At 47.1% G+C, this 22,988-nt stretch carries 24 protein-coding genes and 2 pseudogenes; 11 read left to right on the top strand and 15 right to left on the bottom strand.

Annotation, left to right across the window (positions count from 1 at the left end; translation table 11 throughout):
* The first annotated feature begins 460 nt into the window (after positions 1-460).
* Both C2U37_RS14855 and C2U37_RS14860 read left to right on the top strand, forming a co-directional pair.
* Positions 461-562 carry a helix-turn-helix transcriptional regulator gene (locus tag C2U37_RS14855; protein ID WP_233768395.1) on the top strand — a complete coding sequence of 34 codons (102 nt, stop codon included), beginning with the start codon at positions 461-463 and terminating at the stop codon, positions 560-562.
* 362 nt (positions 563-924) lie between these two features.
* Positions 925-1,875, top strand: a complete 951-nt coding sequence (locus C2U37_RS14860; protein ID WP_005342491.1) for an IS1595-like element ISKpn3 family transposase — start codon at positions 925-927, stop codon at positions 1,873-1,875.
* 907 nt (positions 1,876-2,782) lie between these two features.
* Here the strand turns inward: C2U37_RS14860 and istB are convergent.
* From istB to C2U37_RS14900, 8 genes are all read right to left on the bottom strand, one after another.
* A complete protein-coding gene (gene istB / locus C2U37_RS14865; protein ID WP_059296348.1) occupies positions 2,783-3,538 on the bottom strand; it encodes an IS21-like element ISAs29 family helper ATPase IstB in 756 nt (251 codons plus the stop codon).
* A gap of 14 nt (positions 3,539-3,552) precedes the next feature.
* The gene (gene istA / locus C2U37_RS14870; protein ID WP_024944013.1) at positions 3,553-5,094 is read right to left on the bottom strand and encodes an IS21 family transposase; all 1,542 of its coding nucleotides are present in this window, start codon (positions 5,092-5,094) and stop codon (positions 3,553-3,555) included.
* A 1,040-nt stretch (positions 5,095-6,134) separates the two neighbouring features.
* On the bottom strand, positions 6,135-6,410 hold the full coding sequence (locus C2U37_RS14875; RefSeq protein WP_104452545.1) for a transcriptional regulator: 276 nt from the start codon (positions 6,408-6,410) through the stop codon (positions 6,135-6,137).
* 720 nt (positions 6,411-7,130) lie between these two features.
* On the bottom strand, positions 7,131-7,400 hold the full coding sequence (locus C2U37_RS25365; RefSeq protein ID WP_199770452.1) for a YkgJ family cysteine cluster protein: 270 nt from the start codon (positions 7,398-7,400) through the stop codon (positions 7,131-7,133).
* Positions 7,401-7,475: 75 nt separating this feature from the next.
* Positions 7,476-8,216, bottom strand: a complete 741-nt coding sequence (locus C2U37_RS14885) for a hypothetical protein (protein ID WP_158656256.1) — start codon at positions 8,214-8,216, stop codon at positions 7,476-7,478.
* 78 nt (positions 8,217-8,294) lie between these two features.
* A complete protein-coding gene (locus C2U37_RS14890; RefSeq protein WP_104452547.1) occupies positions 8,295-8,693 on the bottom strand; it encodes a hypothetical protein in 399 nt (132 codons plus the stop codon).
* A 23-nt stretch (positions 8,694-8,716) separates the two neighbouring features.
* Positions 8,717-9,070, bottom strand: a complete 354-nt coding sequence (locus C2U37_RS14895; protein ID WP_104452548.1) for a hypothetical protein — start codon at positions 9,068-9,070, stop codon at positions 8,717-8,719.
* 13 nt (positions 9,071-9,083) lie between these two features.
* Positions 9,084-10,001: an ATP-binding protein gene (locus C2U37_RS14900; protein ID WP_104452549.1), complete on the bottom strand. Its 918-nt coding sequence runs from the start codon at positions 9,999-10,001 to the stop codon at positions 9,084-9,086.
* A 259-nt stretch (positions 10,002-10,260) separates the two neighbouring features.
* On the opposite strand from C2U37_RS14900, the pseudogene C2U37_RS25105 reads away from it, so the two are divergent.
* Positions 10,261-10,493: pseudogene (locus C2U37_RS25105) on the top strand (IS5/IS1182 family transposase); the annotation flags it as partial.
* Between the two features lie 133 nt (positions 10,494-10,626).
* Here the strand turns inward: C2U37_RS25105 and C2U37_RS14905 are convergent.
* Positions 10,627-11,559 carry a WYL domain-containing protein gene (locus C2U37_RS14905; RefSeq protein ID WP_104452550.1) on the bottom strand — a complete coding sequence of 311 codons (933 nt, stop codon included), beginning with the start codon at positions 11,557-11,559 and terminating at the stop codon, positions 10,627-10,629.
* A gap of 387 nt (positions 11,560-11,946) precedes the next feature.
* Between C2U37_RS14905 and C2U37_RS25110 the strand changes: the two genes are divergently transcribed.
* Positions 11,947-12,639 (top strand): ADP-ribosylglycohydrolase, encoded by a 693-nt coding sequence (locus tag C2U37_RS25110; RefSeq protein ID WP_233768396.1) that lies wholly within the window; start codon positions 11,947-11,949, stop codon positions 12,637-12,639.
* Here C2U37_RS25110 and C2U37_RS14915 read toward each other — a convergent pair.
* Together C2U37_RS14915 and C2U37_RS14920 are read right to left on the bottom strand one after the other, a co-directional pair.
* Positions 12,636-13,304, bottom strand: a complete 669-nt coding sequence (locus C2U37_RS14915; RefSeq protein ID WP_104452551.1) for a HEPN domain-containing protein — start codon at positions 13,302-13,304, stop codon at positions 12,636-12,638. The two genes, C2U37_RS25110 and C2U37_RS14915, sit on opposite strands and share 4 nt — an antisense overlap.
* A gap of 617 nt (positions 13,305-13,921) precedes the next feature.
* Complete coding sequence (locus tag C2U37_RS14920; protein WP_104452552.1) at positions 13,922-14,299, bottom strand: hypothetical protein; 378 nt, start codon at positions 14,297-14,299, stop codon at positions 13,922-13,924.
* A gap of 219 nt (positions 14,300-14,518) precedes the next feature.
* On the opposite strand from C2U37_RS14920, the gene C2U37_RS14925 reads away from it, so the two are divergent.
* The 6 genes from C2U37_RS14925 (at position 14,519) to C2U37_RS14935 (ending at position 19,693) form a co-directional block, all read left to right on the top strand.
* Positions 14,519-14,926: an H-NS family histone-like protein gene (locus C2U37_RS14925; RefSeq protein ID WP_069785062.1), complete on the top strand. Its 408-nt coding sequence runs from the start codon at positions 14,519-14,521 to the stop codon at positions 14,924-14,926.
* 141 nt (positions 14,927-15,067) lie between these two features.
* On the top strand, positions 15,068-15,367 hold the full coding sequence (locus C2U37_RS24660; protein ID WP_158656257.1) for a hypothetical protein: 300 nt from the start codon (positions 15,068-15,070) through the stop codon (positions 15,365-15,367).
* Between the two features lie 433 nt (positions 15,368-15,800).
* Entirely contained in the window at positions 15,801-16,217 is a 417-nt protein-coding gene (locus C2U37_RS24665) for a hypothetical protein (RefSeq protein ID WP_158656258.1), read from the top strand.
* Complete coding sequence (locus C2U37_RS14930) at positions 16,214-17,596, top strand: relaxase/mobilization nuclease domain-containing protein (protein ID WP_104452553.1); 1,383 nt, start codon at positions 16,214-16,216, stop codon at positions 17,594-17,596. Before C2U37_RS24665 ends, C2U37_RS14930 begins: the two co-directional genes overlap by 4 nt.
* Positions 17,584-18,303, top strand: coding sequence for a hypothetical protein (locus C2U37_RS24670; protein WP_158656259.1), 720 nt, complete (start codon positions 17,584-17,586; stop codon positions 18,301-18,303). Before C2U37_RS14930 ends, C2U37_RS24670 begins: the two co-directional genes overlap by 13 nt.
* Before the next feature lie 349 nt (positions 18,304-18,652).
* Positions 18,653-19,693 carry an IS481 family transposase gene (locus C2U37_RS14935; protein WP_104452554.1) on the top strand — a complete coding sequence of 347 codons (1,041 nt, stop codon included), beginning with the start codon at positions 18,653-18,655 and terminating at the stop codon, positions 19,691-19,693.
* A 72-nt stretch (positions 19,694-19,765) separates the two neighbouring features.
* Here C2U37_RS14935 and C2U37_RS14940 read toward each other — a convergent pair whose 3' ends face one another.
* From C2U37_RS14940 to C2U37_RS14950, 3 genes are read right to left on the bottom strand one after another with little or no spacing between them, the layout of a single operon-like run.
* Positions 19,766-20,179, bottom strand: a complete 414-nt coding sequence (locus C2U37_RS14940; RefSeq protein WP_104452555.1) for a lecithin retinol acyltransferase family protein — start codon at positions 20,177-20,179, stop codon at positions 19,766-19,768.
* Between the two features lie 19 nt (positions 20,180-20,198).
* A complete protein-coding gene (locus C2U37_RS14945) occupies positions 20,199-20,507 on the bottom strand; it encodes a hypothetical protein (RefSeq protein WP_104452556.1) in 309 nt (102 codons plus the stop codon).
* Positions 20,491-20,835 carry a YkvA family protein gene (locus C2U37_RS14950; protein WP_104452557.1) on the bottom strand — a complete coding sequence of 115 codons (345 nt, stop codon included), beginning with the start codon at positions 20,833-20,835 and terminating at the stop codon, positions 20,491-20,493. The genes C2U37_RS14945 and C2U37_RS14950 overlap by 17 nt, the downstream gene beginning before the upstream one ends.
* A 128-nt stretch (positions 20,836-20,963) precedes the next feature.
* On the opposite strand from C2U37_RS14950, the gene C2U37_RS14955 reads away from it, so the two are divergent.
* Positions 20,964-21,413, top strand: coding sequence for a helix-turn-helix domain-containing protein (locus C2U37_RS14955; protein WP_158656260.1), 450 nt, complete (start codon positions 20,964-20,966; stop codon positions 21,411-21,413).
* A gap of 199 nt (positions 21,414-21,612) precedes the next feature.
* Here the strand turns inward: C2U37_RS14955 and C2U37_RS25370 are convergent.
* Positions 21,613-22,469: pseudogene (locus C2U37_RS25370) on the bottom strand (IS3 family transposase).
* Between the last annotated feature and the right edge of the window lie 519 nt (positions 22,470-22,988).

Here is a 22,988-nt window from a genome sequence, read left to right on the forward strand (position 1 = left end):
TTGGAATCGAACGATTTATATTGATTTCGGATACGATGTTAATCGTAAACTGACAGGAGCGGAGTTATTTATAAAATCATATAAAATACTAGCGGTTATTTATAAGAAGTAATATTTTTCTGTCATTTTAACGGGGTTATTTATGAAGTCTAATAATGTCAATGTTTTTTTATTGTTTTTATGATTTTTCTCTTGTGTATTTTATTATATGTGATTTAATCCTTCTCAAGTTGGAAGGTGAGGTATATATGGTATACGAGCAAGATATTCGTTTGATAAAGATGACTGAGGTGTTAAAAAAAACAGGAATGTCTAAGGAAGGTGCGAATAAGTCATATGGCACGAGAGCATTTACTGGTAACCCATTGATATTAAATGACTAAAATTTTCATTTTTTGTTCGTGGGATACTTGTTCGCACTTTCCCTAAGTCCACAGTTTACAGCTTAATAAGCCACGGAATGTTTCCACAACAAGTAAGCTTGGGTATTCGCTCCGTTGCATTTGTAGAGGCGGAAGTTGATGCTTGGATTAGAAATAAAATCGCCAATAGAAATCGTTGAAACACTTATAGATATACAGATAAAACCTAACTATAAGGGTCATCTATGTATTGATAGAATAGAATGTTGAGCCACAATTTGAATGACTTGTGGTTCCTATGATGAGTAACAGTGTTCATTTATTTTATGACCATATGTTTTGAATTATTTTAATATAATAATGCCTTGAATTTCATCATAAAATTTTTGAATTTTTAAAGTGAAATCGAACCACTCAAATTTCATCATGGGACAATCTGTCCACAAAATATTTGGAGGTGGTTTGTTATCTCTAACAAAATGCTATTCCTGATTACCCATGATTAGCAGTCAGTTACCACGAACTATACTGATCTTACGTACAGTTATCGAGGTGCGAGATCATGGCCAAAAGCAAAATCCAATTCCAGAAAGGCTACAGCCTGTTTGAGTTTCTCAAGGACTATGGCACTGAGGCTCAGTGCGAAAACGCGCTGTTCACTTGGCGTTTTCCTAACGGCTTTGTCTGCCCTGAATGTGCCAACAAGACCTGTTGTCGCCTGAGAAGGCGGCCACGTGTGTGGCAATGCAATCACTGCCGTCACCAGATGTCATTGACTGGAAACACGATTTTCGCAAACACCAAGCTCCCACTGACCAAGTGGTTTCTGGCAATGCACCTGTTGTCACAAACCAAAACAGGCTTGTCAGCGATGGAGCTAAAGCGCCAGTTGGGCGTCAAATATGACACCGCCTGGATGCTCAAGCACAAGCTGCTGCAAGCCATGAAAGAGTCCGATGACAAGCAGCCCATCAGCGGCATCATTCAGCTCGATGATGTCTACTGGGGTGGCGAGCGCCGTGGTGGTAAACGGGGTCGGGGCGCGGCAGGCAAGACGCCGTTTGTGGCAGCAGTGGCCCTGAACAAGGAAGGACATCCAATCAAGATGCGGATGACGGTGGTCGATGGTTTCAAAACCAAGTCCGTTGCTGATTGGGCAAAACGGCATATTGCCAGTGGTAGCGCGGTGATATCCGATGGATTGGCCTGTTTCAAAGCGGTCAAGGAGGCCAATTGTGAGCACCTGGGTGTTGTCACCGGGGGCAACCTGGACTGGCTGGATCATCCGGCATTCAACTGGGTAAACACGATGATAGGAAATGTGAAAAACTCGCTGCGGGGCAGTTGCCATACGCTCGGAGCGAAGCATTTACCAAGGCATCTTGCGGAATACTGCTTCCGGTTTAATCATCGTTTTGACCTCAAGAGCATGTTGGTTGAATTGGGGCATGCAGTCGTGGCAAGCCCTCCGATGCCATATCGGCTCTTGAAGCTGGCTGAGGGTCATGGGTAATCAGGATGCTATTTGTTAACTAACTCGTCTGAGAATTCGATACAACCGTAACTGTACAGTCTAAGCTCTGCATTTCAGATCATGTTGATGGTTCATTTTTGAACTGTTGTTAGTGTGCACTGATGTCGATGACTGTTTAGATGCGTTGTCAGCCGACAATCGAAGTCAGTCAGAGGTCGGAATTCCATTTCACGCTACCTGTAGCGGTTCGGGTCAGTGGGGACTCTGGTGCAGATCAGCCCGTTGTCAGCCGACAATCGAGCTCACTGGGGCCGGATTTCCATTTCACGATACCTGTAGCACTTCGAGCCATTGGTTGCTCTGGTGCAGAACAGCCCGTTGTCAGCCGACAATCGAGTTCGCTGGGAGCAAGATTTCCATTTCACGATACCTGTAGCACTTCGAGCCATTGGGTACTCTGGTGCAGATCACCTCGTTGTCAGCCGACAATCGAGCTCGTTAGGGGCGGGATTCCATTTCACGATACCTTTAGCCGTTCTGGCCTGATGGGGGGTCTGGTGCAGTTCAGCCTGTTGTCAGCCGACAATCGATGTTTGCCAGGGTCATAATTCCATTTCACGCTACCTGTAGCATTGCCGGCCAGCGGGTACTCTGGTGCAGATCAGCCCGTTGTCAGCCGACAATCGATGTTTGCCAGGGGCGGAATTCCATTTCACGATACCTGTAGCAGTTCGGGCCAGCGGGTACTCTGGTGCAGATCAGCCCGTTGTCAGCCGACAATCGAGTTCGCTGGGGTCAGATTTCCATTTCACGATACCTGTAGTTGTTCAGGCCAGCGGTTACTCTGGTGCAGTTCAGCCCGTTGTTGCGTATTCCGGCGAAGTTGAACAGCCATTCCGGCCAACGTGAACACCCTGATCCTTAACGCGCTCACGTCATCCCGTTTCTAACTCGACTGTTCAGATTGGGTCAACTCACTTCTCCTCTTTCTCATCGATTCTCCCTTCAGTGACAGCCGGTGAGCGTTGTGCATCAGCCGGTCCAGGATCGCATCTGCCAGGGTGTTGTCCCCCAAGCTCGCGTACCACTCTTCCGTTGGCAACTGACTGACCACGACCGTCGAGTATTTCCCATACCGATCATCCATGATCTCCAGCAGTGCGTTGCGTTGCTCGGCATTCACCGCTTCCAGTCCCCAGTCATCAAGGACCAGTAGCTCTATCCTTGCCAGTTGACCCAGCAGTCTGGCGTAACTGCCATCTACCTTGGCCTGGCTCAGTTCAAGCAGCAGACGTGGCAGCCGGTAGTAACGAGTGCTATGCCCTTGCTGACAGGCTTGGTAGCCCAGCGCACAAGCCAGGTAGGTTTTTCCACAGCCACAGGGGCCGGTAATGAGCAGGTTCTGGCCTCGGCGCAGCCACTCTCCTTGGGCCAGGTTTGCAACCTGTGACCGCTCCAGGTTGCGTGCAGACTGGTAGTCCACCTCTTGCACCGTGGCTTGGAGTTTGAGCCGCGCCTGCTTGACTAGCCGAGCTTGTTTACGTTGCTCCCGGCTCAGTTGTTCGTGTTCGACCAGCAGGCTTAGACGCTCGATGAAGGGCAGCCCTTCGTAGGTACTGGCCTGTTCCAGTTGTTGTTGCACTGCATCCGCCATGCCGGTCAGTTTCAGGTTTCTCAGGCGGGTCAGGGTTTGTTGGGTCATGGGGCGTATCCTCTTTAGTGGAAGCTCTGGGGGCCACGGATGTTCTCGTGCTCTTGCGATAACTCTGGGTAGCTCAGCGGGCTTGCGGGCAGTTTGTCGCGGCCACTGCTCAGCACCGACTTGAGCTGTTTGAGTCGCACCAGTCCTTCCCGATTAGCCAACTGGCAGCAGGCCTCGACCCGTGATGGCGGATACTCCCGGCTAAGACTCAGTAGCCCCAGGCAGAGTCGGTATGCCTGCTCGGCATGGGCTTTCTCTTCCAGCCGTTCGCTAACCCAGCACAAGGTGCCCGGTCCGATGTCAGCAGCCCATTGCTTGAGACGGCCTGGCGTCCAGCGTTGCTGTTTGCTGTGGCGTTCCGGCATATGTTCCGGGAGCGTGCTCATCCCCGGGATGGTTTTACGCGGATGGCTCGCGACCAGATGTTGCTGGTGATAGACCTGAAGCAAAGTGTCGCCAGCATGGAGCTCCAGTTGCTGGCCCACATACTGGTGTGGCACCGAGTAGTGGTGCTGCTCATAGCTGACGTGATAGTCGATGTTGACCTTGACCGTTTTGATGGCGACATAGCGATAGGGATGCACCGGCAGTGGTCCCAGCGCCGGGCGGTCCAACTGCTCAAACGCCTCGCGCCGGTTACCGGGCAGTTGCTTGAACGGGCGCTCGTTGAGTTCGTCCAGCAAGGCCCGGATGCACTGGTTGAGCTCGGCCAGCGAGAAAAAGGTCTGGTGGCGCAAGCGGGCGAGGATCCAGCGCTCGACGATCTGCACACCCACCTCAGCCTTGGCTTTATCCTTGGGCTTGTAAGGGCGAGCTGGCATCACTGCCACCTGATAGTGCTCGGCCAACTGCTGGTAGCTGGGGTTGAGCTCGGGATCGTATCGGCAAGCCTTGCTGACACCGCTTTTGAGGTTGTCGGGGATCAGCAGTGCCGGTGTACCGCCGAAAAACTCAAAGGCACGGACATGGCTTTGCAACCAGTCCGGCAGTGACTGTGACCAGGTAGCCTCGGCAAAGGTGTAGTTGGACGCACCAAGCACGGCGACAAAGATCTGGGCCTGACGGACCTCCCCCGTGGAGGGCGAGGCGATGGGCACCGTGGGCCCGCAGTAGTCGATAAAGAGCTTTTCCCCCGCCTTGTGGATCTGGCGCATGGAGCGCTTTTGCAACTGACACCAGGATTTGTAACGGTCGCAGAACTGGGAGTAGCTGTAACAGCTGTTGGGATAGCGCTGGGTGTACTCCTCCCAGAGCAGTTGTTTGGAGACCCCCTTACGCTTGAGCTCCTGATGGACAGAGGGCCAATCCGGTACAACATGGCGGGCCGAGATGGTGGTATCGGCCTGCGGATAGAACAGGGCCGCCAGTTGGCCATCATCAAGCTGGCTAGGTAAGGGCCAGGTCAGGCCGAGCGTCTGGGCACTTTTGAGGAGTTTCTGGATGGAGCCAACGCTGACCTTGGTGCAGCAACTTATCTGGCGAACAGAGAGGTCAGCTTCCAGCCGCAGTCGCAGCACTTCACGAATTTTACGCATTGCAATCCTCTTGGCAGACATAGGCTCTTCCCTGGCAAAAGGGAGAGCGTATCAAAGGTTGTTAAATCAATGCGTTAAGGATGATTCCGGTGAATGTGAACAGTGATTCCGGGATGTTGAACACTGTTTCCGGAAAGGAGGAGCAAAGTGTTCAGGTTGAGCCGGAATGAGCGTTCACATTGGTCCGGAAATGGTGTTCACGTTGAACCGGAATCGGTGTTCATGATCGGCCGGAATATGCAGTTGTCAGCCGACAATCGAGTTCGCTGGGAGCAAGATTTCCATTTCACGATACCTGTAGCACTTCGAGCCATTGGGTACTCTGGTGCAGATCACCTCGTTGTCAGCCGACAATCGAGCTCGTTAGGGGCGGGATTCCATTTCACGATACCTTTAGCCGTTCTGGCCTGATGGGGGGTCTGGTGCAGTTCAGCCTGTTGTCAGCCGACAATCGATGTTTGCCAGGGTCATAATTCCATTTCACGCTACTTGTAGCATTGCCGGCCAGCGGGTACTCTGGTGCAGATCAGCCCGTTGTCAGCCGACAATCGATGTTTGCCAGGGGCGGAATTCCATTTCACGATACCTGTAGCAGTTCGGGCCAGCGGGTACTCTGGTGCAGATCAGCCCGTTGTCAGCCGACAATCGAGTTCGCTGGGGTCAGATTTCCATTTCACGATACCTGTAGCAGTTCCGTCCAGCGGGCACTCCGGCTCAGATCACCCCGTTGTCAGCCGACAATCGATGTTTGCCTGGGCCAGCATTCCATTTCACGATACCTGTAGTTGTTCAGGCCAGCGGGTACTCAGGTGCAGATTACCTCGTTGTCAGCTGACAATCGATGTTTGCCAGGGGCGGAATTCCATTTCACGATACCTGTAGCAGTTCGGGCCAGCGGCTACTCTGGTGCAGTTCAGCCCGTTGTCAGCCGACAATCGAGTTCGCTGGGGTCAGATTTCCATTTCACGATACCTGTAGTTGTTCAGGCCAGCGGTTACTCTGGTGCAGTTCAGCCCGTTGTCAGCCGACAATTGCTACGGTGTGCAGAAATGGATTTCTAGTTAAACAGCAAACGAGATCTGAGATCCGTTTGGCATTTCAACATTGAGCTGTAGTTTTCCCCCAGCAGCCTCGACCCAGCGTTTAAGATCCATCAGTGTAACGTCCTGTACTGATGGTGTTTGATCGCAAATCATGGGTTCGGTGCCAGCCTGGGCCAGCATTTCACGCAGTTGGGTGAGATGAATCTCAAGTCGCATTAGATCTGCTTTTTCCCTGGCCTGAGTGACAACATCGGGCATTTCTGTGGTCAGTATTTCGTCAAGGGTACGTGCCATGGCTACCTCAAAATAATAATAATGCTCGTTGAATTGGGTCCTGAAAAAGTTATTTCGCGCTGAACGTAAGTGGCTCAGTTCTTTGCAAGGAGCAATATTACCTCTGTGGGCAGAGGTGTCGACGTATGGGGTCTGTCTAATGGAGCATTTTCATGTTTGCTGCGGCTCTGCCGCCAGCAGCTGTACCAGTAGTGGCAGGGTTGTGTTGTTCAATTTCACACTACCAATAATATGTCCATGAGTGTTGCGAGTGGTGATTGTACAGCTACTGCGACCCTGGATGGGATGAAGGCGATGAATAATGACGGGGCTTGGAATACTCGTTAGGCCGCAGGTGAATTGAGCTGATCAAACCGCTCGAGGAAATAGTTCCCGGTTCAAATTTAGTCAACAATGCCGCATATGAGTCAACAGTATGATGTCAATCTCCTCCGGTTGGTAACCAGCAGCTTTGATGTTGGTGATGATGTTCTCCATTGTCGGACAAAGCTGGAGACCGTACCAGAGGTCGGCGTTAGGTGACAACTAAGGAAGGTGCGAATAAGTCACTAAACACAAAAATACGCATCTGTAAAAAGTTGAATTTAAGGGACTAAAGTTTTCAGTTTCTTTGTAGAGGGTACTTATTCGCACCCTCCCTAGATCTGTACATGTCGTCAAATCCCCCAAATAAAAAACAAGGGGATTTGACAGAGGCTCACGGTAGCTTAATCTGTGAATTTATAGTTTCCTGCAAATGGACATATTTATTTTCACAAACTCATCCCATGAAATTACGTCCGCGAATTGTTTTTTATAATATTCTCCAACCCGACAAACTAGAGGCCGAGTCTCATAGATACCGCATAAATTGGTATCCTCAACTAAGTGGCGACAGGTTCCGTCACCACGGTCGAGAGAATGACCTTGAGGGTTCTCATTTACCCTACGGCAACATTTACCGCATGCAGTGCATGGAAAGGGAGTTAGCAATTCGTCAGTCATCATCATCAGGTACCAAGAAATGGCTAGGTTCACTCGGGTGTGCAATACCGAAGTGAAAAAATGGTTGATTATTGACTGTTGCTAGTCAAGCTCTAACTCTACATACCTTGTATTTTCTATCATTCCTATTTTTTTATAAAGAGTAACTTCTGGCATGTCTATGACTTCAATGCTTTCATCTTTTTTTATTAAGTCATCGATTAATATTTCTGCGATTTTTAACTGAGTGTCAGTCATGTTTTTCATTTTTGCCGAGTTTATGATTTGCTTCATAGAAAGCAAGCCATCGCCCATGCTAAAAGAATTTTCAATTAACTCGAGATATTGCTTTTTGATATTGCTGGCAACATCTTTAGTTGCAATAAAATCATCACAAGAAACTATTACTTTATTTTCTTCAACTAAAGAATTTATCATTTTATTGAATTTTTCTTTAGATTTAATCCCAGATTTCACATATATGTCATTTAAATAAACGTAATAGTCACTCTCTATCAATGAATAAATTTTTTTCTTATCTGGGTCAATGAAGGCACCGATTAAAGATAAACCCCATATAACACTAATTACAAGGACTATTTCTTCAGAGTAATTAGGGAAAAGCCAAATGAGAAGGGCTCCGATCATTATCATGCCAGCAGTGGCATCTAACAGCTCACTCATTTTTTTAAAGTGACACATTTCAAAAAATGCCTTGAGTGAAACGAATGCGATATAGAAGAAAAATACAGAAAAAATAGTCTCTGCTTGTCTTGGAAATAACCAAGCCGATATAGATGCTATCACTGCCCAACCTATAAATTGTTTTAATGCTTCTTTCATGGTCTTGATATTCTCCATTAATAATGAAATTTATCCATATAGTGGATCCTATCGTAATCGAAAGAATCCACTTATAAGTTAATGGTTTGGGTGTGAAATGTCGTAAGGAGTGATTCCTTTTTGTATTTCAATCATGCTTTCTTCTTTTATTTTTCCCTTGTTTATTAGAATAGTGTTTTCTTTTTTGATCCACTCGTCTTGATTGTTTTTAAAGTAGAGTTCGATGAGGAATGCTATATTCACGTCTGATTGGTTTTTAATATGAAGCTTGCCGCCAATAAACTTAACCTTCTCTTCAATTTCAACCTTCAGTATATATCTATCAACTGAAGTGGATTGTGCATCAATTATTTCATTAAGGTTCTTGGGTTCTGTTAATAAATTTTCTAATATGTGATGCAGCGCCGAACCAAGAGCATCAAGTGCAGCGTCTACATTCAATAGCTTGTCTTTTATTGATTTTGAAGGGGTAATCATTTAACTATTCCTTTTTCTGATAATTAATGGGCTAGAGCCAATTTTTCTTTAAATTTATCGGAAATATCTTGCTCGCGCCCGCCAGTCACCAAATTTTTAATGTCATCTGGTACTTCGTTGCTAGAAACCTTTTTGGAGACAATGGTTTCTTCCCATTGATTTTTATTTTCATCAAAGCTATAAAATTTAGATAGTTCTTGGTATATATCATTAGCGACTTTCTTTATATATACCTTAACTCCGTGCACGATACCATTGACAATTTTTTTCACCGCTTGCGCAGCTTTTTCGATCCATTTGCAAATATCATCCCAAAATGCAGCAATAATGCCGCCAGTAACCAGCAAACCACCTGCAATTAATAATAAAGGCAACATAACTCACTCCGTTTTATATGTTTACTTGAGACTCTACATATTCTTTTGAAACAGTTCTTATTTCTATTTTCTCATCACCACCTTTAATGTTTAAATTCATTTTCTTACTATGCCGAATGGATTCAATAGCATGCTCAAAATAATCATGACACACGATGTTTTCACTGTTTCTGGCAGCTTTAAATGCAGCTTTTAATATCGCATTGGATATGTCACTACCAGAAACGCAGTCAAACTTCTCTGCTAGCTTCGCCACATCAGCATTATGTGGTAAATCCTTTGGCAACAAATGATTCCATATTTTAGTTCGCTCGACATGACATGGTAGTTTAAATTCTACATGGCCCAATATTCTTCGCATAAATGCTACATCATAATTGGATACGAAGTTTGTTGCGAACACAATTATCCCATCGAAGTCGTTCAGCAACATCAGTAATACAGATCGGGTTTGGTTGACACTAGTATCGGTAGAGCTACTCATATTGGTGACGCGCTTGCTGAGCATAGCATCTGCTTCATCGAAGAAAAGAACAGAGTTTGTTTCTTTAGCTTTTTTAAATACTCTTGTAAGGTTTTTAGGTGTGTCACCTACATATTTAGATTCGATATCTGCATAATTAACTTCAATGATGTCCTTATCTAAATAATGGGCTACAGCATGGGCTGCCATTGTTTTCCCTGTTCCAGGTTCACCATAAAAGTTGAGAGCAATTTTCTTCTGCAATTTATGAGTGTTTGCTAATCCCCAAGTGTCAAAAACGTGGCTTTGTAATTGCTGAATGGATAGCACATCCATTATTTCATTTCTTATTAAATCACTCAAAACTAAGTCATTGAAGCTAAACTTAGGCTTTTGGGGACTGAACTGGTCATCGCCAGGGGGATGCATGCTATCACTTTCCTCTTTTTTCGATTTTACGATGGGCATATGTCACCAAAGTGAGGGGGGTAAGTTACAGGAATGTCATTTCTAAATATGTCTAATTACTTATCATACAAAAAAAATTTTTTTTTATGAAGACCTGTTTAAATCCACATGTCACATTTTCGTGTGGATTTGATTGGGGCTGGTTAAAATGTGTCTGTCATGAGTGCCAATGACGCTTTTTATCTGCTAAAGGTAAGTGCAAACAAGTCTTTGTTGCGAGTTGTTGGGTCTCATTAGGTGCTGACCAATTGGTTCTCAAATGAGTCATTGCCTGGCCTTCACTGACTGCGAGTTCAACAGCAAAAGCCGCTTTACCCGAAAAGAAAATTTGCTGTCTCGAAAGGTGCAATATCTCCCCTAATCCAAGATGCTGCCCTCATTGAGCCCATTTATCCTAAGGTCGGCAATGGCCGTCACCCCTAGCCGCTGGAGACCATGCTGCGCATTCACTGCTTGAATCAGTGGTACGCCCTCAATTACGGTGCTATAGAGCATTACGTTGAGACAATTACCCCACTTGTTCACACCCTCCTTAATTACATAGTTTGTGGAAAAAGTACCTGTACCTTGTCCTAGAACTTGGTGATGACCTTGCTTCTGACGGGAAAGTTACGAGCATTTTCTGCTAACCACCAAGTCTTAGGTTCTGATCAAAATCTGCACTCTTGAGCTTGAATGTACAGCCTTGCTGAATTAGTTCCTCCCGATTTGCTAGCACCAGCGGATAGAGCAGGGGATGTTGTTGGTGTTCACCGCTATAGCTCACTTGCATCCGCTCTAATGCGTAATGGACCAAGGGGATCCGTTGACTGATCAACAGCTGGTTCCCAGTCATGGCATAGTCTCTGGCAATGATGGCCTGCTGTCCCTCGCTGAGGCCTGGGTTGGGAACGACTACAGCGGTCACCTGGGTGTTCCACTCCAGATCTTGATCCCGGCCGTGAGGGGAGGCATCCAGCAGATCCGGTTCGCCCCGAAAACGACTCATCACAAAGTCCAGATATTCCCCCTTCTTCTCGCAGTAGGCGCGTACGTGCCAGCGGATCCCGTCATAGACCAGAGTGTGGGGCACGATATTACGGCCACTCTGCTCCTCTGAACTGAGGGATACGTAGTCGACATCGACCCGCAGCTGGCCACGGGCCGCCTGCACCAAACCGCGCACAATCCTGGGGTCGATATGGCGGTTTGGCACATCCAGGATCTCGATATGGCCGTAGCGCAGATCCATCAGCGGAAGTGTCAACAGGCCCGCTTCATGTTGTCGCTGGTGCTGCTTTTCACGGTGTAGCAGCATCAGGTACTCATCCACTTTTCCCTCACTAAAGCGCGGGAAAAAGTCCTCTGTGGGTCTGTATCCCTTCAGGCTTCTGTCATAGACCAACCCTTCCGGTGAGTAGTGGGTCAGGTAGTGGTTGATATCCCGTGACGCCTGTTGGCGACCGATATTGAAGGCGGTCATCAAATGATTGGTGGTCAGCCGTCCTTCCCACTGCAAGACGATCTCCAGCAGACGAAAACGCAGGGTTTGATCCCAGGTGAGCTCTTTGGGTGCCATACGTGCTCCAAAATGCGACATGTTTATGTAACCAGTATCGGCATGAGTATACAGGCTACATATAATGAGTCCATATAAAGCGGTGTCAGGGGAGTAGGTCATGCATGGCAAGCTGGTTATCACCTGCCAATTCCAAGTCTTTTGCCATTGGGAGGGGATGGCGTCACAGCCAGCGGCACCTTCCTCATATCTAGCAACTCCAATTATTACCAAAGCGACAAGTGGCTTATTTGGAGCACACAGTGCTAGGTGGGCTGCAAGCAGGGGGTGATCTGATACCCAAAAATGCAAATGCCAGCATTGCTACTACCAGACCTGCCGGAGGGGGCGATCGTTACCGTCAGCAACAGCATTACTCATTTCAAACGCCATCGTTACTGAGGTTCTATGAATTCAACGCTGATATTGGGTCAGGCGGCAATGCCACTGATCAAGGGGATTTGTTGCCTGTTGCCGGCCAAGCACGTCGGCGAACTTGTGGCCGTGATTGCAGAAGAACAGAACCGGTTTGACGCTGTGTTATTAAAGGAAACTGGGGGATCGCTTCCTTGTACTGAGTTGCGCAGATTGGTACGTTTGGCTCTGCATATTGATCGGTATCGGTTGGATCGTACTGTTCTGCCCATCTATCAAGGGCGGGAGCAACTAATGTCAGGCGCAGCTGCATTACTGGATGACGATACTACTCTTGCATGTGGTGATGCTATGCGATTATTGGCATTGTTACTCGACAAGCTGTTGAGGGGAAGCCGTGGTAGTGCACAGGCCAAGCTTGACGGACTCACCCTTAGTGCTATGGAGCAGAGAGCACTGGCCGCCCAGTCCCCCAACACCGGTGCCGTGATGCGGGGGAGCTGGCGCCGAAAATCACGTAATCAACTTGGCCGAAGTGATTGGCTCGATGTGGTCGAAGCGGCGCTCTGGTGTTTCTGGCATAGCGACACATTGCGAGATGGAGAAGCCCTGCTTGGTGTGTTGCTAGGCGCAGATATCCGTATTTGCATTGTCTATGGCATGTTGGCGGGAGCCTTTTACCTGGCTGATCAAGATGAGCTCCATAACCCCTTAGTGACGAACTAACCTGTCATTTCCACCACCGGATAACAGGCATCCCCCCACAGGGTATCGGGATGGGCCATCATCAACTCGATGATCACCGGCACCAGTTTACCGAGCAGGTTGGCGCAATCTTTCAGTTGTTTACGATTGACCGAGCTGTTCCAGGTCGCACCGCCATGGATCAACTGGTTGCGCAAGGTATAGAGGCGATTAAACACCACACCCAGCAACTGCGGGGTATTGCCGCTGGCGAGTGCCAGGGTCGCCATCTTCTTGCCCTGTGCCAGCCGATCTTTCCACTGGGCTTCGCTTATCTTGCCGCTGTGATAATCCCAGAAGCTTTGCAGCACAAAAGGGGTGTCCAGCAGCATGCGGATACTGCCCGAGAACTCCTGCCAGACCAATTGCTCGATCTGCTTATGCTCATCCAGTACGCACAGTTTCTCCAGAAAGCCTTTGAAGGTCTCCTGTTCGGAGAGGCGACGATCGTCATCGATTTCAGTGGCATAAGCCGCATTGAACGCAATCCAGAGAAAGATAAAGCGGCCATCTTCATCTTCATCTTCATCTTCGGCCATTTCAGCGCGTTGCAGCCAGCTTAAGGCACGATGAACTCGCAGGTTGAGGTTGCTGGGAGAGTGTTCACGCAGCGTCCGGTGACGGGTTTTCAACTGTTCAAAATTCAACGACGATCTCCTTCTCAATCAGATGAATAGCCAGCTTCTGTAACCATGCCCCCTGCGCACGGAATTACTGCGACCTCAGCGGGCTTGTGACGAACTGGCTGGAATATTAAGGTGTAATATCAGCGGTTACTTTCGGATGACATCCTTCAGCTTAGCGATGGTCAGCTCCACCAAGGTGGCCGACGATTTTTCCAGTGGGGCATGGTGGCACTCGGGACAGGCCTCAAACCAGGTGTGGCCACGTACCAGAACGTCGCTCTTGGGAGCAACCGTCTTGTTCCAGCCGCATTGTGGGCAATGATAGGTAAATGGTGGTGTTGGTACAGGCATGATGTTCCCCAAGAAAGTTCCGTTTGGCTTAGCCTACCACGGTTCGATATTGATGGACGTAACCTCGATCGGGGTGGCAGCTCAAACTCACGCTACCGATAATGCTTTGCTCCAGGCTAATTGTGGGTGCACAACTTCGGTATGGCAGTTCGATTTCATGCTACTGATAATGCCTGCTACAGGGTGTAGAGCTTCGATTGGGGTTAGTGAAGCCCAGATCCGAGGAGACCACCGTGGGACGTAGTTTAAATTTGCACTAAAGATGATGGGGTAAGATAGATGTGGTGTTAGAGCAGTGTCTCTCGGCAGGCCAAATAATACGTGGCCCACAACTCACTAGCGGGCCGTCCATGCATTTTAATACCGATATCCAGTAACAACAGCTCCCACTGCCGTATATCGCGAAAAGCCATCTCACGAGCCTGTTTGATGCTATGGGTAGAATAGGCACGGAGCAATTTGTCTGATGTCGTCGAAAACAACCGTTCAAAAAACGTTAGATCTTTCGCAGCCATAACTTGTGAGCGCAATGTTTTAAGATGTATTTTATCCATTTGTGAATACTGAACTGCATCATCAATAAATGCATCACAAACCTCATATGGCATCTCATGGGACCTCCCATGAGTACTGAGGGCTACGATTAGCAGAATGATTGTCGTCATCACCAGGTCCCTGCCAGCATGAATAAACTAGTCTAGCAGTAACTAATGGAACCCGTTGAAGGTCGATCTCCGGTGAGAGGATTGCATACAGTACACATTGAACGAACAAACATACCCTCCCTGTGCAACTCAAATAATTTATCGAAAAATATTGGCACCAAACTACAGCTAGGAGATAATGCTAGGCGATAAACAAATAACTTTTTAGGCGTGATATCCATGAATGATTTTATCAAAACACTGCTGAACATTCGTAGTCTCCGGGCTGCTCTGCGTGAACTGCCATTCGAACAACTGGTCGAGATTAAGAGCAAATTTGATGAGGTGTTTGCAGAGCGTGAGGCTGCTGAGCTCCGATATCAGGAAGAAAACGCTGAACGTCTTCGTAAGCTGGCGGAGTTCAGCGAGATGCTGAAAAACGCAGGGATTGACCCCAGCGAACTGGTTGGTAGTGCTGCTCCGTCGAAAGCTGACGGAATGGAAAAGTCCAAGCGAGCGCCGCGCCCCGCAAAGTACAAGTATCACGAAGATGGCCAGGAAAAAACCTGGACTGGTCAGGGCCGTATGCCGAAAGCCATCGCTGAGGGCGTTGCTAGCGGAAAGTCCTTAGAGGATTATCTGATCTAATCCACAATTATAGTGGTATTGAAAGCAGCCGTAAGGCTGCTTTTTTTATTCATTCTACTATAATAAATTTTGTTTAGGGTGGCATGAGACATTTTTGTTAATGCTATTCGTCCATTACTCTACATGTATCGCGAGTGTTCGATGAAAATAATGACCACAAAAGAGGTTGAGGTTATAGCTGATATTCAGTGTGACGTATGCCATAAAAGCACAACCCCACATATGAACCCAAATTTGTATAATCCTCAGTTTGGAGCCCTGACTGCAAAATGGGGTTATGGTTCGAAAAATGATGGTGCGGCATATGAGGTGCATCTATGTGAGGAGTGCTTTTTTACTGTGCTGAGTCAGATAAAAAATATGCGTAAAAATGATCATGCGGGTTATATTGATGATCAATCATTTGGGAGGGTTTTATCTCACAGTCTTGAGCTTATATGACATCATTGGTTCGGATAGATCTAGAAAAGGTATGTCTGTCATAGGATGAGAGCATGCCTTTTTATATAACTTTAATCAGCCTATGTCATAGTTTTAATTTCACGGAAGAAAATTTAATTCACCATGCAAGCCTAGTTAATTTCATATTTTAAATATTAACATTCGCCAATGCCATTGATAATGTCAGTCGTTAAATTAATAATTTAGCTCAAAAGATTGTTGATATTATATATAGTGTTTGCAATACTACAATTAGAGTGAGCATTAAATTTCACCAAGATATTTAACTCATTTCTGAATGTGACTTCGTATAAATATATTGTATATTTTTTGAAAAAACTCTAAACCAGCTATGTTTTAATGTCTATTAAATTTGTTGGTTTGAAAAATAAAACGCACAACACTACTAATAATTATTATAAAGGTGCACGCAATGAACAGAAAACCACGATCAGGTAGACCCCAAAAATCAGCTGACGAAAAACGCAGCTTAATGCTCCGAGTCTCATTTAATGCAGCTGAGCAACGTGTTTTAACTAAGCATAGTAAAACCTATGGTATTACCAAAAAGTCTAGCCTGATTCGGTTTTTGGCTCTCAGGGAACCAGACAGTAATATCTCACCAGATTTTTCATATGATGAGCGCATGAGATTGCTAGAGGATCTATACAAAGTATCCTTGACTTTAAATGAAGTAATTTTATTCATTCAACAGATTGAAGCTGGCAATGATATCTCTAGCTATATTACTGACAGTAGTGAAGACTCGCGTTTGATGTTTTATTTATCATCTATCAATTCTAGGCTAGCAAGCTTTGAAAAAGCCCTCATTGGAGGGATTTTGAAATGAATTTTGAAAAGCATCGGAATAGCCAGAATTTCCAGTACAGACTGTCTTATATTTATCGTTCGATACAAATTGGTAAGAAGCGAAAGTCAAGGCCATCACAGGTTATTCATCTCGGTGGTGGTGTAATTAATATACCAAACGTTGAACGCAATCAAATAGGTGAAATCTCTGATTATGACATCGGGCCACTACTCACGGAGTTGAATATGCAGGCATCATTGTATGCAGGCACAGGAAACCAACTATGTGCACATTATTCACTATCATTAAGCCCCAATGAATCATTAACGCCATTTCAATGTCTAGTTGCAGCTAGGCTGCTAATGATTGAACTGGGATATGGTAGCGATACTAGATGGACATCTGTTATACACCGCGATACAAGGTCTCTACATGTACATATTGTGGCGTGTAGAGTCAAACTTGACAGAACTTTGGTTGATGATAGTAATGACTACGCTCGTGGAGTTGACGCTGCTCGGAAAATTGAAATTAAATTGGGATTGTCGAACTGTAAAAGCCCTGAAAAAAATTTCGGTCATGAGTATAGCATAGTAAATATTAAAAATGGCCGTGGTAGAGGGAGCTTTCATGCTATGCATGATCCCGCTTGTATTATCAGGGATGCAATGGACGAGGTTTTTAAAAACCAGCCGAACAACATGACTGAATTTGTCATTGGGTTGCGTGAGCATAATGTAATGGTCAGGGTGAGGAGAGCAGATAATCACGAGCCAAAAGGTATTTGTTATAGTGTAGACGGTAAGAAATGGATATCAGGGTCTAAGGTTAAGAGATTGCGGGCTACTTGGTTTAAGCTGCTCGAGCAGGGCATTGAATATTCACCTCGGCGAGATGATTTAAATTTGCAATTAGGTGAATCAAATCAATTAAGCGAGCTTAAGGTTATACTATTTACTGCATGGATTCGTTGCACTAAAAAACAATATGCCAAGATGAAAAAATCAGTGCCGTCATTTATGGATAAAAAAACATTCGGCACATCGTCACTCTCTCTCCGACTTCTAAGACTGGATTTTGTTTTGCTATCAATCGAAGAGCCGTCAGATAATTTTATATCAAATGCTCGAGCACTGTTGGAAGGCGTTTTGGCTACAATTTTTAGGAAAGGGCTGGAGAGCGTTCATGTAGGATCAAACGCATTGATTCCTGATGGATATGTCCAAGATATTAACTCAGAAAAAGATACTATTGATAAGCCAAACATGTTTCTCTTAGATAGAGACAAACTTAAGAATGAAATTTTGAAGAACAATGAATGGATTGCTGATTGGTATGGGGATCCCATATCACACGAACAAACCAAAGAAAAAAATAAAATAACAATAATAATGAGAGGTGTGGCATGGCTAACATGAGGTTGAATGCAAATCTTAGAACCGTATCATTTAGCAAAACCGTGAGTGTACTGGAAGAGTTGGAGCTCAGTTCAGGTAAATGTGTTCGTAGGTACAAGGCTGTAAATGTTCACCTAGGTACAGTTGATGTAAATTCTGATTTTTCCCTTATAAAAGAGTTAACCGAGGCTGACGTAAAAAATGCAAGATTTTGGGTCCAGGAGCAGCAACGACTGGTCCAGTATGCTTACATGGAAAATCAGAAAAAAGGACTAATTGGCGGGTGTCCAGTTATCAAACGCAATAAGGGCGACGATGATAAGTATCGAGATCATTATGGGTATATTCCAGATTGCAGGATTGGTGAATTTATTGGTGTAATCATCAATCAAATCCCACTGTCGTCACCCATACAATCTGTTGAGTCTAACCACTCGTTATATGAAAGTATTATTGAGTTGAGAAAGAAAGGTCGTTTGTCTGAAGTGTTCAAGAACATTTTAAATACACTAATTGAAATTCATAAAAAAACTCCTTTCACAATGAAGGAATGGTTTTCTCTTTTCTTGGGAAATAAAGATTGTTTTTTATTGATTGCAGCAGCTTCTGGTTATAAACAGAATGATTTTGAAAAAATGCTTCAAGATAATCATAGAGCAGTAAGATTGTCGCTGATAAAGAAGGCTATTAAAGATAAATCTCCAGCTAACTTGTTGGTCGAGGGGTAATCCCCGCCTCAAGCTGGGTCTTTATAAAGGATAGAGCACATCCAGACCCTGAACAATTACGTGAGTCGCTGGCGGGACTGGATGGCCAAGGTTTCATGGCGTCGGGCAGCGTATCTAGAAAACTACCTGGCTTGGTTTCGGGTAGTGAACCAAGAGGCCAATACGGCCCGCTCATGGTTGATGGGGGGAGTCAAAAGGCTCGCTAACACTTAACGCGAACAGCGCCCCGGATTTACCGTAATGTATGGAGATGGTATTCACCTGACAGTTGCCCACAAAAGGGAGTGTTCATACGGCTTCAAACCGGATAACAAAACGGTACCCCTACCGTGTTATCTGGAGTCACCGTATGACCACCAACGAGAAAGTAGCACGTCGCAAACTCAGCCTGCTAGAGCTCGCCAAAGAGCTCAATAACATCAGCAAAGCCTGCAAGCTCATCGGATACAGCCGCCAGCAGTTCTACGAAATCCGGCGCAACTACCAGACCTATGGCGCCGAGGGCTTGCTCGACAAATTGCCCGGCTGTAAAGGGGCTCATCCCAATCGGGTTGTTCCCGAGATTGAGCAGGCCATCCTCGATTACTCCCTCACCAGACCAACCCATGGCCCGCTGCGGGTCGCGCAAGAACTGGCTCTGCAAGGCATCAACGTCAGTGCGGGAGGTGTGCGTGGCGTATGGCAACGTCACGATTTGCTCTCTAAACACGACCGTTTGTTGCGCCTCGAGAAAACCCATAGGGAACAGACCATTGAGCTCAATGACGAGCAAATTCGCCTGTTAGAGCGCTTCAGCCCCGAGTTTCGCGAACGCCAGATTGAGGTCCACTATACCGGGGAACTGGTGGCGGTCGACACCTTCTTCGTCGGTGCACTCAAGGGGGTGGGCAAGGTGTATCTGCAAACCGTGCTCGATTGCTACAGCCGCCACGCCTGGGGACGGCTCTACACCAGCAAGCTGCCGGTGACGTCGGTCCATGTGCTCAACGAAACGGTGCTGCCGTTCTTCGAGGCTCATGAGGCACGGGTCTATACCATCCTGTCGGACAATGGGCGCGAGTTCTGCGGGCGCCCGGACCATCATCCCTACGAGCTGTTCCTGCAACTGGAGGGGATTGAGCACCGAACCACCAAGGTACGCAGGCCGCAGAGCAACGGCTTTATCGAACGGCTGCATCGCATACTGCTGGATGAACACTTCCGTATCAAGGGGAGAACGACCTGGTATGAGTCGGTGGAGCAGATGCAGACAGACCTGGATAGCTACCTAGAGCACTACAACACCCAGCGGCCACATCAAGGCAGGATGATGGAGGGTCAAACCCCCTACAACATGTTCAAGAAGGGTCTGAAATTGATACCGAAGGAAGTGCGCTCTAAAGTAGCGTGAACAAGACACCGGTTTGAGGCCGGTGTCAGGTGATAACTAGATCTGTACAACCGTAACGCCCCTTAGGCGCAATCATACACGCATTCGCCCCTTGGATATACCATACCCAACACCTAGTACGGCCATTGTCATCGTGACAAGAAAACCTGTAGCCGCATTAAAAACTTGTTCGCTGTGATGGCGACCGTTGACACACCATTCACACAAGTGTTCGCAATTATTAAAAGCGAGGTTATAGCTGTCTTCACCAATTTTGGCGCGTGCTCGTTCAGCAACCTCAACACCATAAAATTTCTGGTTTGCATGCGACTTGACGCGGCAACGCCCTCCATCAGTAAACGTCTCAAGCGTCACCTCTTCAACGGGACCGGTGTTGAACCCACGAGCAAAACCGGCGTAATGAACCACCTTTCCATTACCTACATAGATGCCATGGTGGTCGTAGCCAGTACGGGGAGTCACCAAGTGAGTGCCAATGGGGTACATAATAATTCTCCTTGAAAACTTAACGGATTGTATGGCGGCATCCTGCCACGGTCATAGCATTGTCACTCTTTTTTTCTTGGTAAGCCTTCATCTTTTGAAGAATATCTACCGCCTTGACAATAGGCTCGGTTCCACATGTATCAATGACGATGTCAGCTAATGACTCTATTTCTCGATCAAATTCGCCTTTACGCTTTGTCATTTTATTGGCTTGCTTTTTCAGTTCTTTTTTTATTGCAAATGCCTTTACACGCTCAGGGGCCAATATCTCAAACGCTTTGATCAGGGTGCTCATCGCCCAAGCGTTTATTTTAGTTAAATATTTCATTAATCATGCTCCTTGCCTTTGCCTTAACCGAAGAGTCGATACAGGACACCACCGACGATAACGCACCTGTAATCAGCGCCATGTCATCGGTGTACCCGATGAATGGAGTCAAGTCCGGGATCAAATCGATGGGGGATACCAAATAAGCCAGTGCGCCGTATATGATTGCCCTATCCGCAGCAGAGCACTTTTCACTGTCCAGCGCATAATACAAACGGAACACGCTCTCCAAAGAACCCTTGCCGATATCCTTGCAGTAACGTTTTACCTTTTGCCAAAAACTGCCGTCATTGTAATCAGCGCATTCGATGTTATTGATAGTAGCCATGTAACATTCCTTGGTTTAACTGTTTGTTGTGTTTTGTGAAACTGTAAGTTTCATTTGTACTGTAGTTGCGGGAAATCATGGCGTCAATATGTTTTTTTAGTTATCATGAAAAAAACGAGGAAGACACTATGGGTAAGACAACTTGCTATACAACAGTGCTTGGACTGGTCCTGCGAGAACAGCGTGAGCAAAGGGGGCTCTCACAGCTCCAAATGGCGGAAAGCGTTGGGATGACCAGTGTCGGATGGGGAAAGCTTGAGAAAGGGGTGTCCGCACTCTCTGTCGAAAACCTTGCTTGTGCCGCGAGTACACTTGGCATCAAGGCATCCGCCTTGCTGGATCTGGTTGAGGCGCTCTCTGCCGAGCTTGAAGCACAAGGTTGGACTGTGGAAGCGAAGCGGGTCGAGAATGATGCCTTGATCGCGGGCTGGGAGATGTCCAAGACACTGAGCAGCGTCGGGGGCATGCTGGCCGCGGGGGCCGTCGTGGGTGCCCTAGCCTACAACTATCGCTCCGACATTATGAACAAGGCGACCCAGGGCTTTGATGCCATCCGTGCCTTGATGAAAGACAAATAAAGAATAGGGCAACCGTCGTTATCGATACTGCGGAAGGAAATCGCACATAACCATAAGGAAGGGGGATATATGTCTTTGCTATCGGCACCGGCGTTGTTTCCCAAATCAGCCAGCAAGTCATGACTTCCCCAGCCCCTAGTGACCGCTACACTCGGGGCTTTCTGACTGAGGTGTCCTGACAAGATCGGACAGTCCCGGTTCAAGCAGCCTGAGCCGTTCTCCAATACCTCTTGGTGAACTCGGCCGGGCTGATATTGCCAAGTCGTGAGTGCCGACGTTGACGGTTATAAAAAATCTCGATGTATTCCTGAATGGCTGCCTTGGCCTCTGCTCTCGTCTTGAATCGATGGTGGTGAACCAATTCATTTTTAAGAGAGCCCCAGAAGCTTTCTATCGGGGCATTGTCGAAGCAGTTCCCCTTACGCGACATGGAGGTCTGCATGCCAAATTGCACCTGGAGCGCCCGATAAGCCTTGGCGCAGTACTGACTGCCCCGGTCTGTGTGATGGATGAGCCCGGCTGGCGGCCTCTTCTGCTGCACGGCGCGAAACAGGGCCTGGCTGACCAACCCAGTGGTCATTCTCTCTCCCATCGCATAGCCCACTATTTCACAGGTAAACACATCTTTGAGGCCTGCCAGATAGAGCCAGTCCTCGTCGGTGGCGATATCTTGCCACCCCGGTTTTCGATGAACACGAACGGATAGCTGCGCACGCGATAAATTAAGGGCTTGGCTCACAGCACTTAATCCTCGTCCCCCGGCAACAAGGGCGGATGCGCAATCCATTTTTTTGCTCGGCCATACTCCACGGCTTCTTTGAGGATCTCGTTCTCCATGGTCTTCTTTCCGAGCAGACGCTGGAGCTCTCGGATCTGCCTGAGGGCAGCAGCCAGCTCTGAGGCTGGAACCACATCCTCATCGGCGGAAATCGCCGTGAGAGACCCTTCCTGGAATTGCTTACGGCATTTGAAAAGCTGGTTGGCGTTGACGTCGTGCAAGCGAGCGACATGAGAGACGGTCATTCCGGGCTCAGAGGTCTGCTGCACGATGGTGATCTTTTCCTGCGGAGTCCGGCGTCAGCGGGGCTCAGCCCCTGTTAACACTTCGACCATCTTTTCGTTGCGACTAGTACTGAACATAGCTCCAAGACTACCTCTTAAGTTAAGAGGGGCGAAGTGTCTGGATCTTCAAGGGGTCAATCTATTGACTTCATGGCCGAACGTGAGCAGCCAACCGCCCAGGAGCGAGAGAAAATGTGAGGTCCAGCAGGGCAACTGAGTTGCGCAGCTGAGAGGGATTGTTTTTATATATATAGATAAAGCGCTTCCCTCTCACCTAAAAGATAACGATGTGGCTACATCATTCTCGCGTAGCGAGGATTGTTCATAGATCTGTCGGTGTTCGCCCCCCAGGTAGGGTAGCTCAGTAGCCATTTTTCTAGGTTGCACCACTGGTCGTGGTGCATGTGATCCAGTTTTCTATCTGACCAAGCTGTCCACTGATCTATCCTCAAACAGCGTTGTCCAGTCAATGCAATCTCCGGGCTACCTGAGACACCGGCGTCAACAGATACT

Origin of the sequence: Aeromonas sp. ASNIH1, assembly GCF_002934285.1 — a bacterium.
GTDB classification, from domain to species: domain Bacteria; phylum Pseudomonadota; class Gammaproteobacteria; order Enterobacterales; family Aeromonadaceae; genus Aeromonas; species Aeromonas caviae.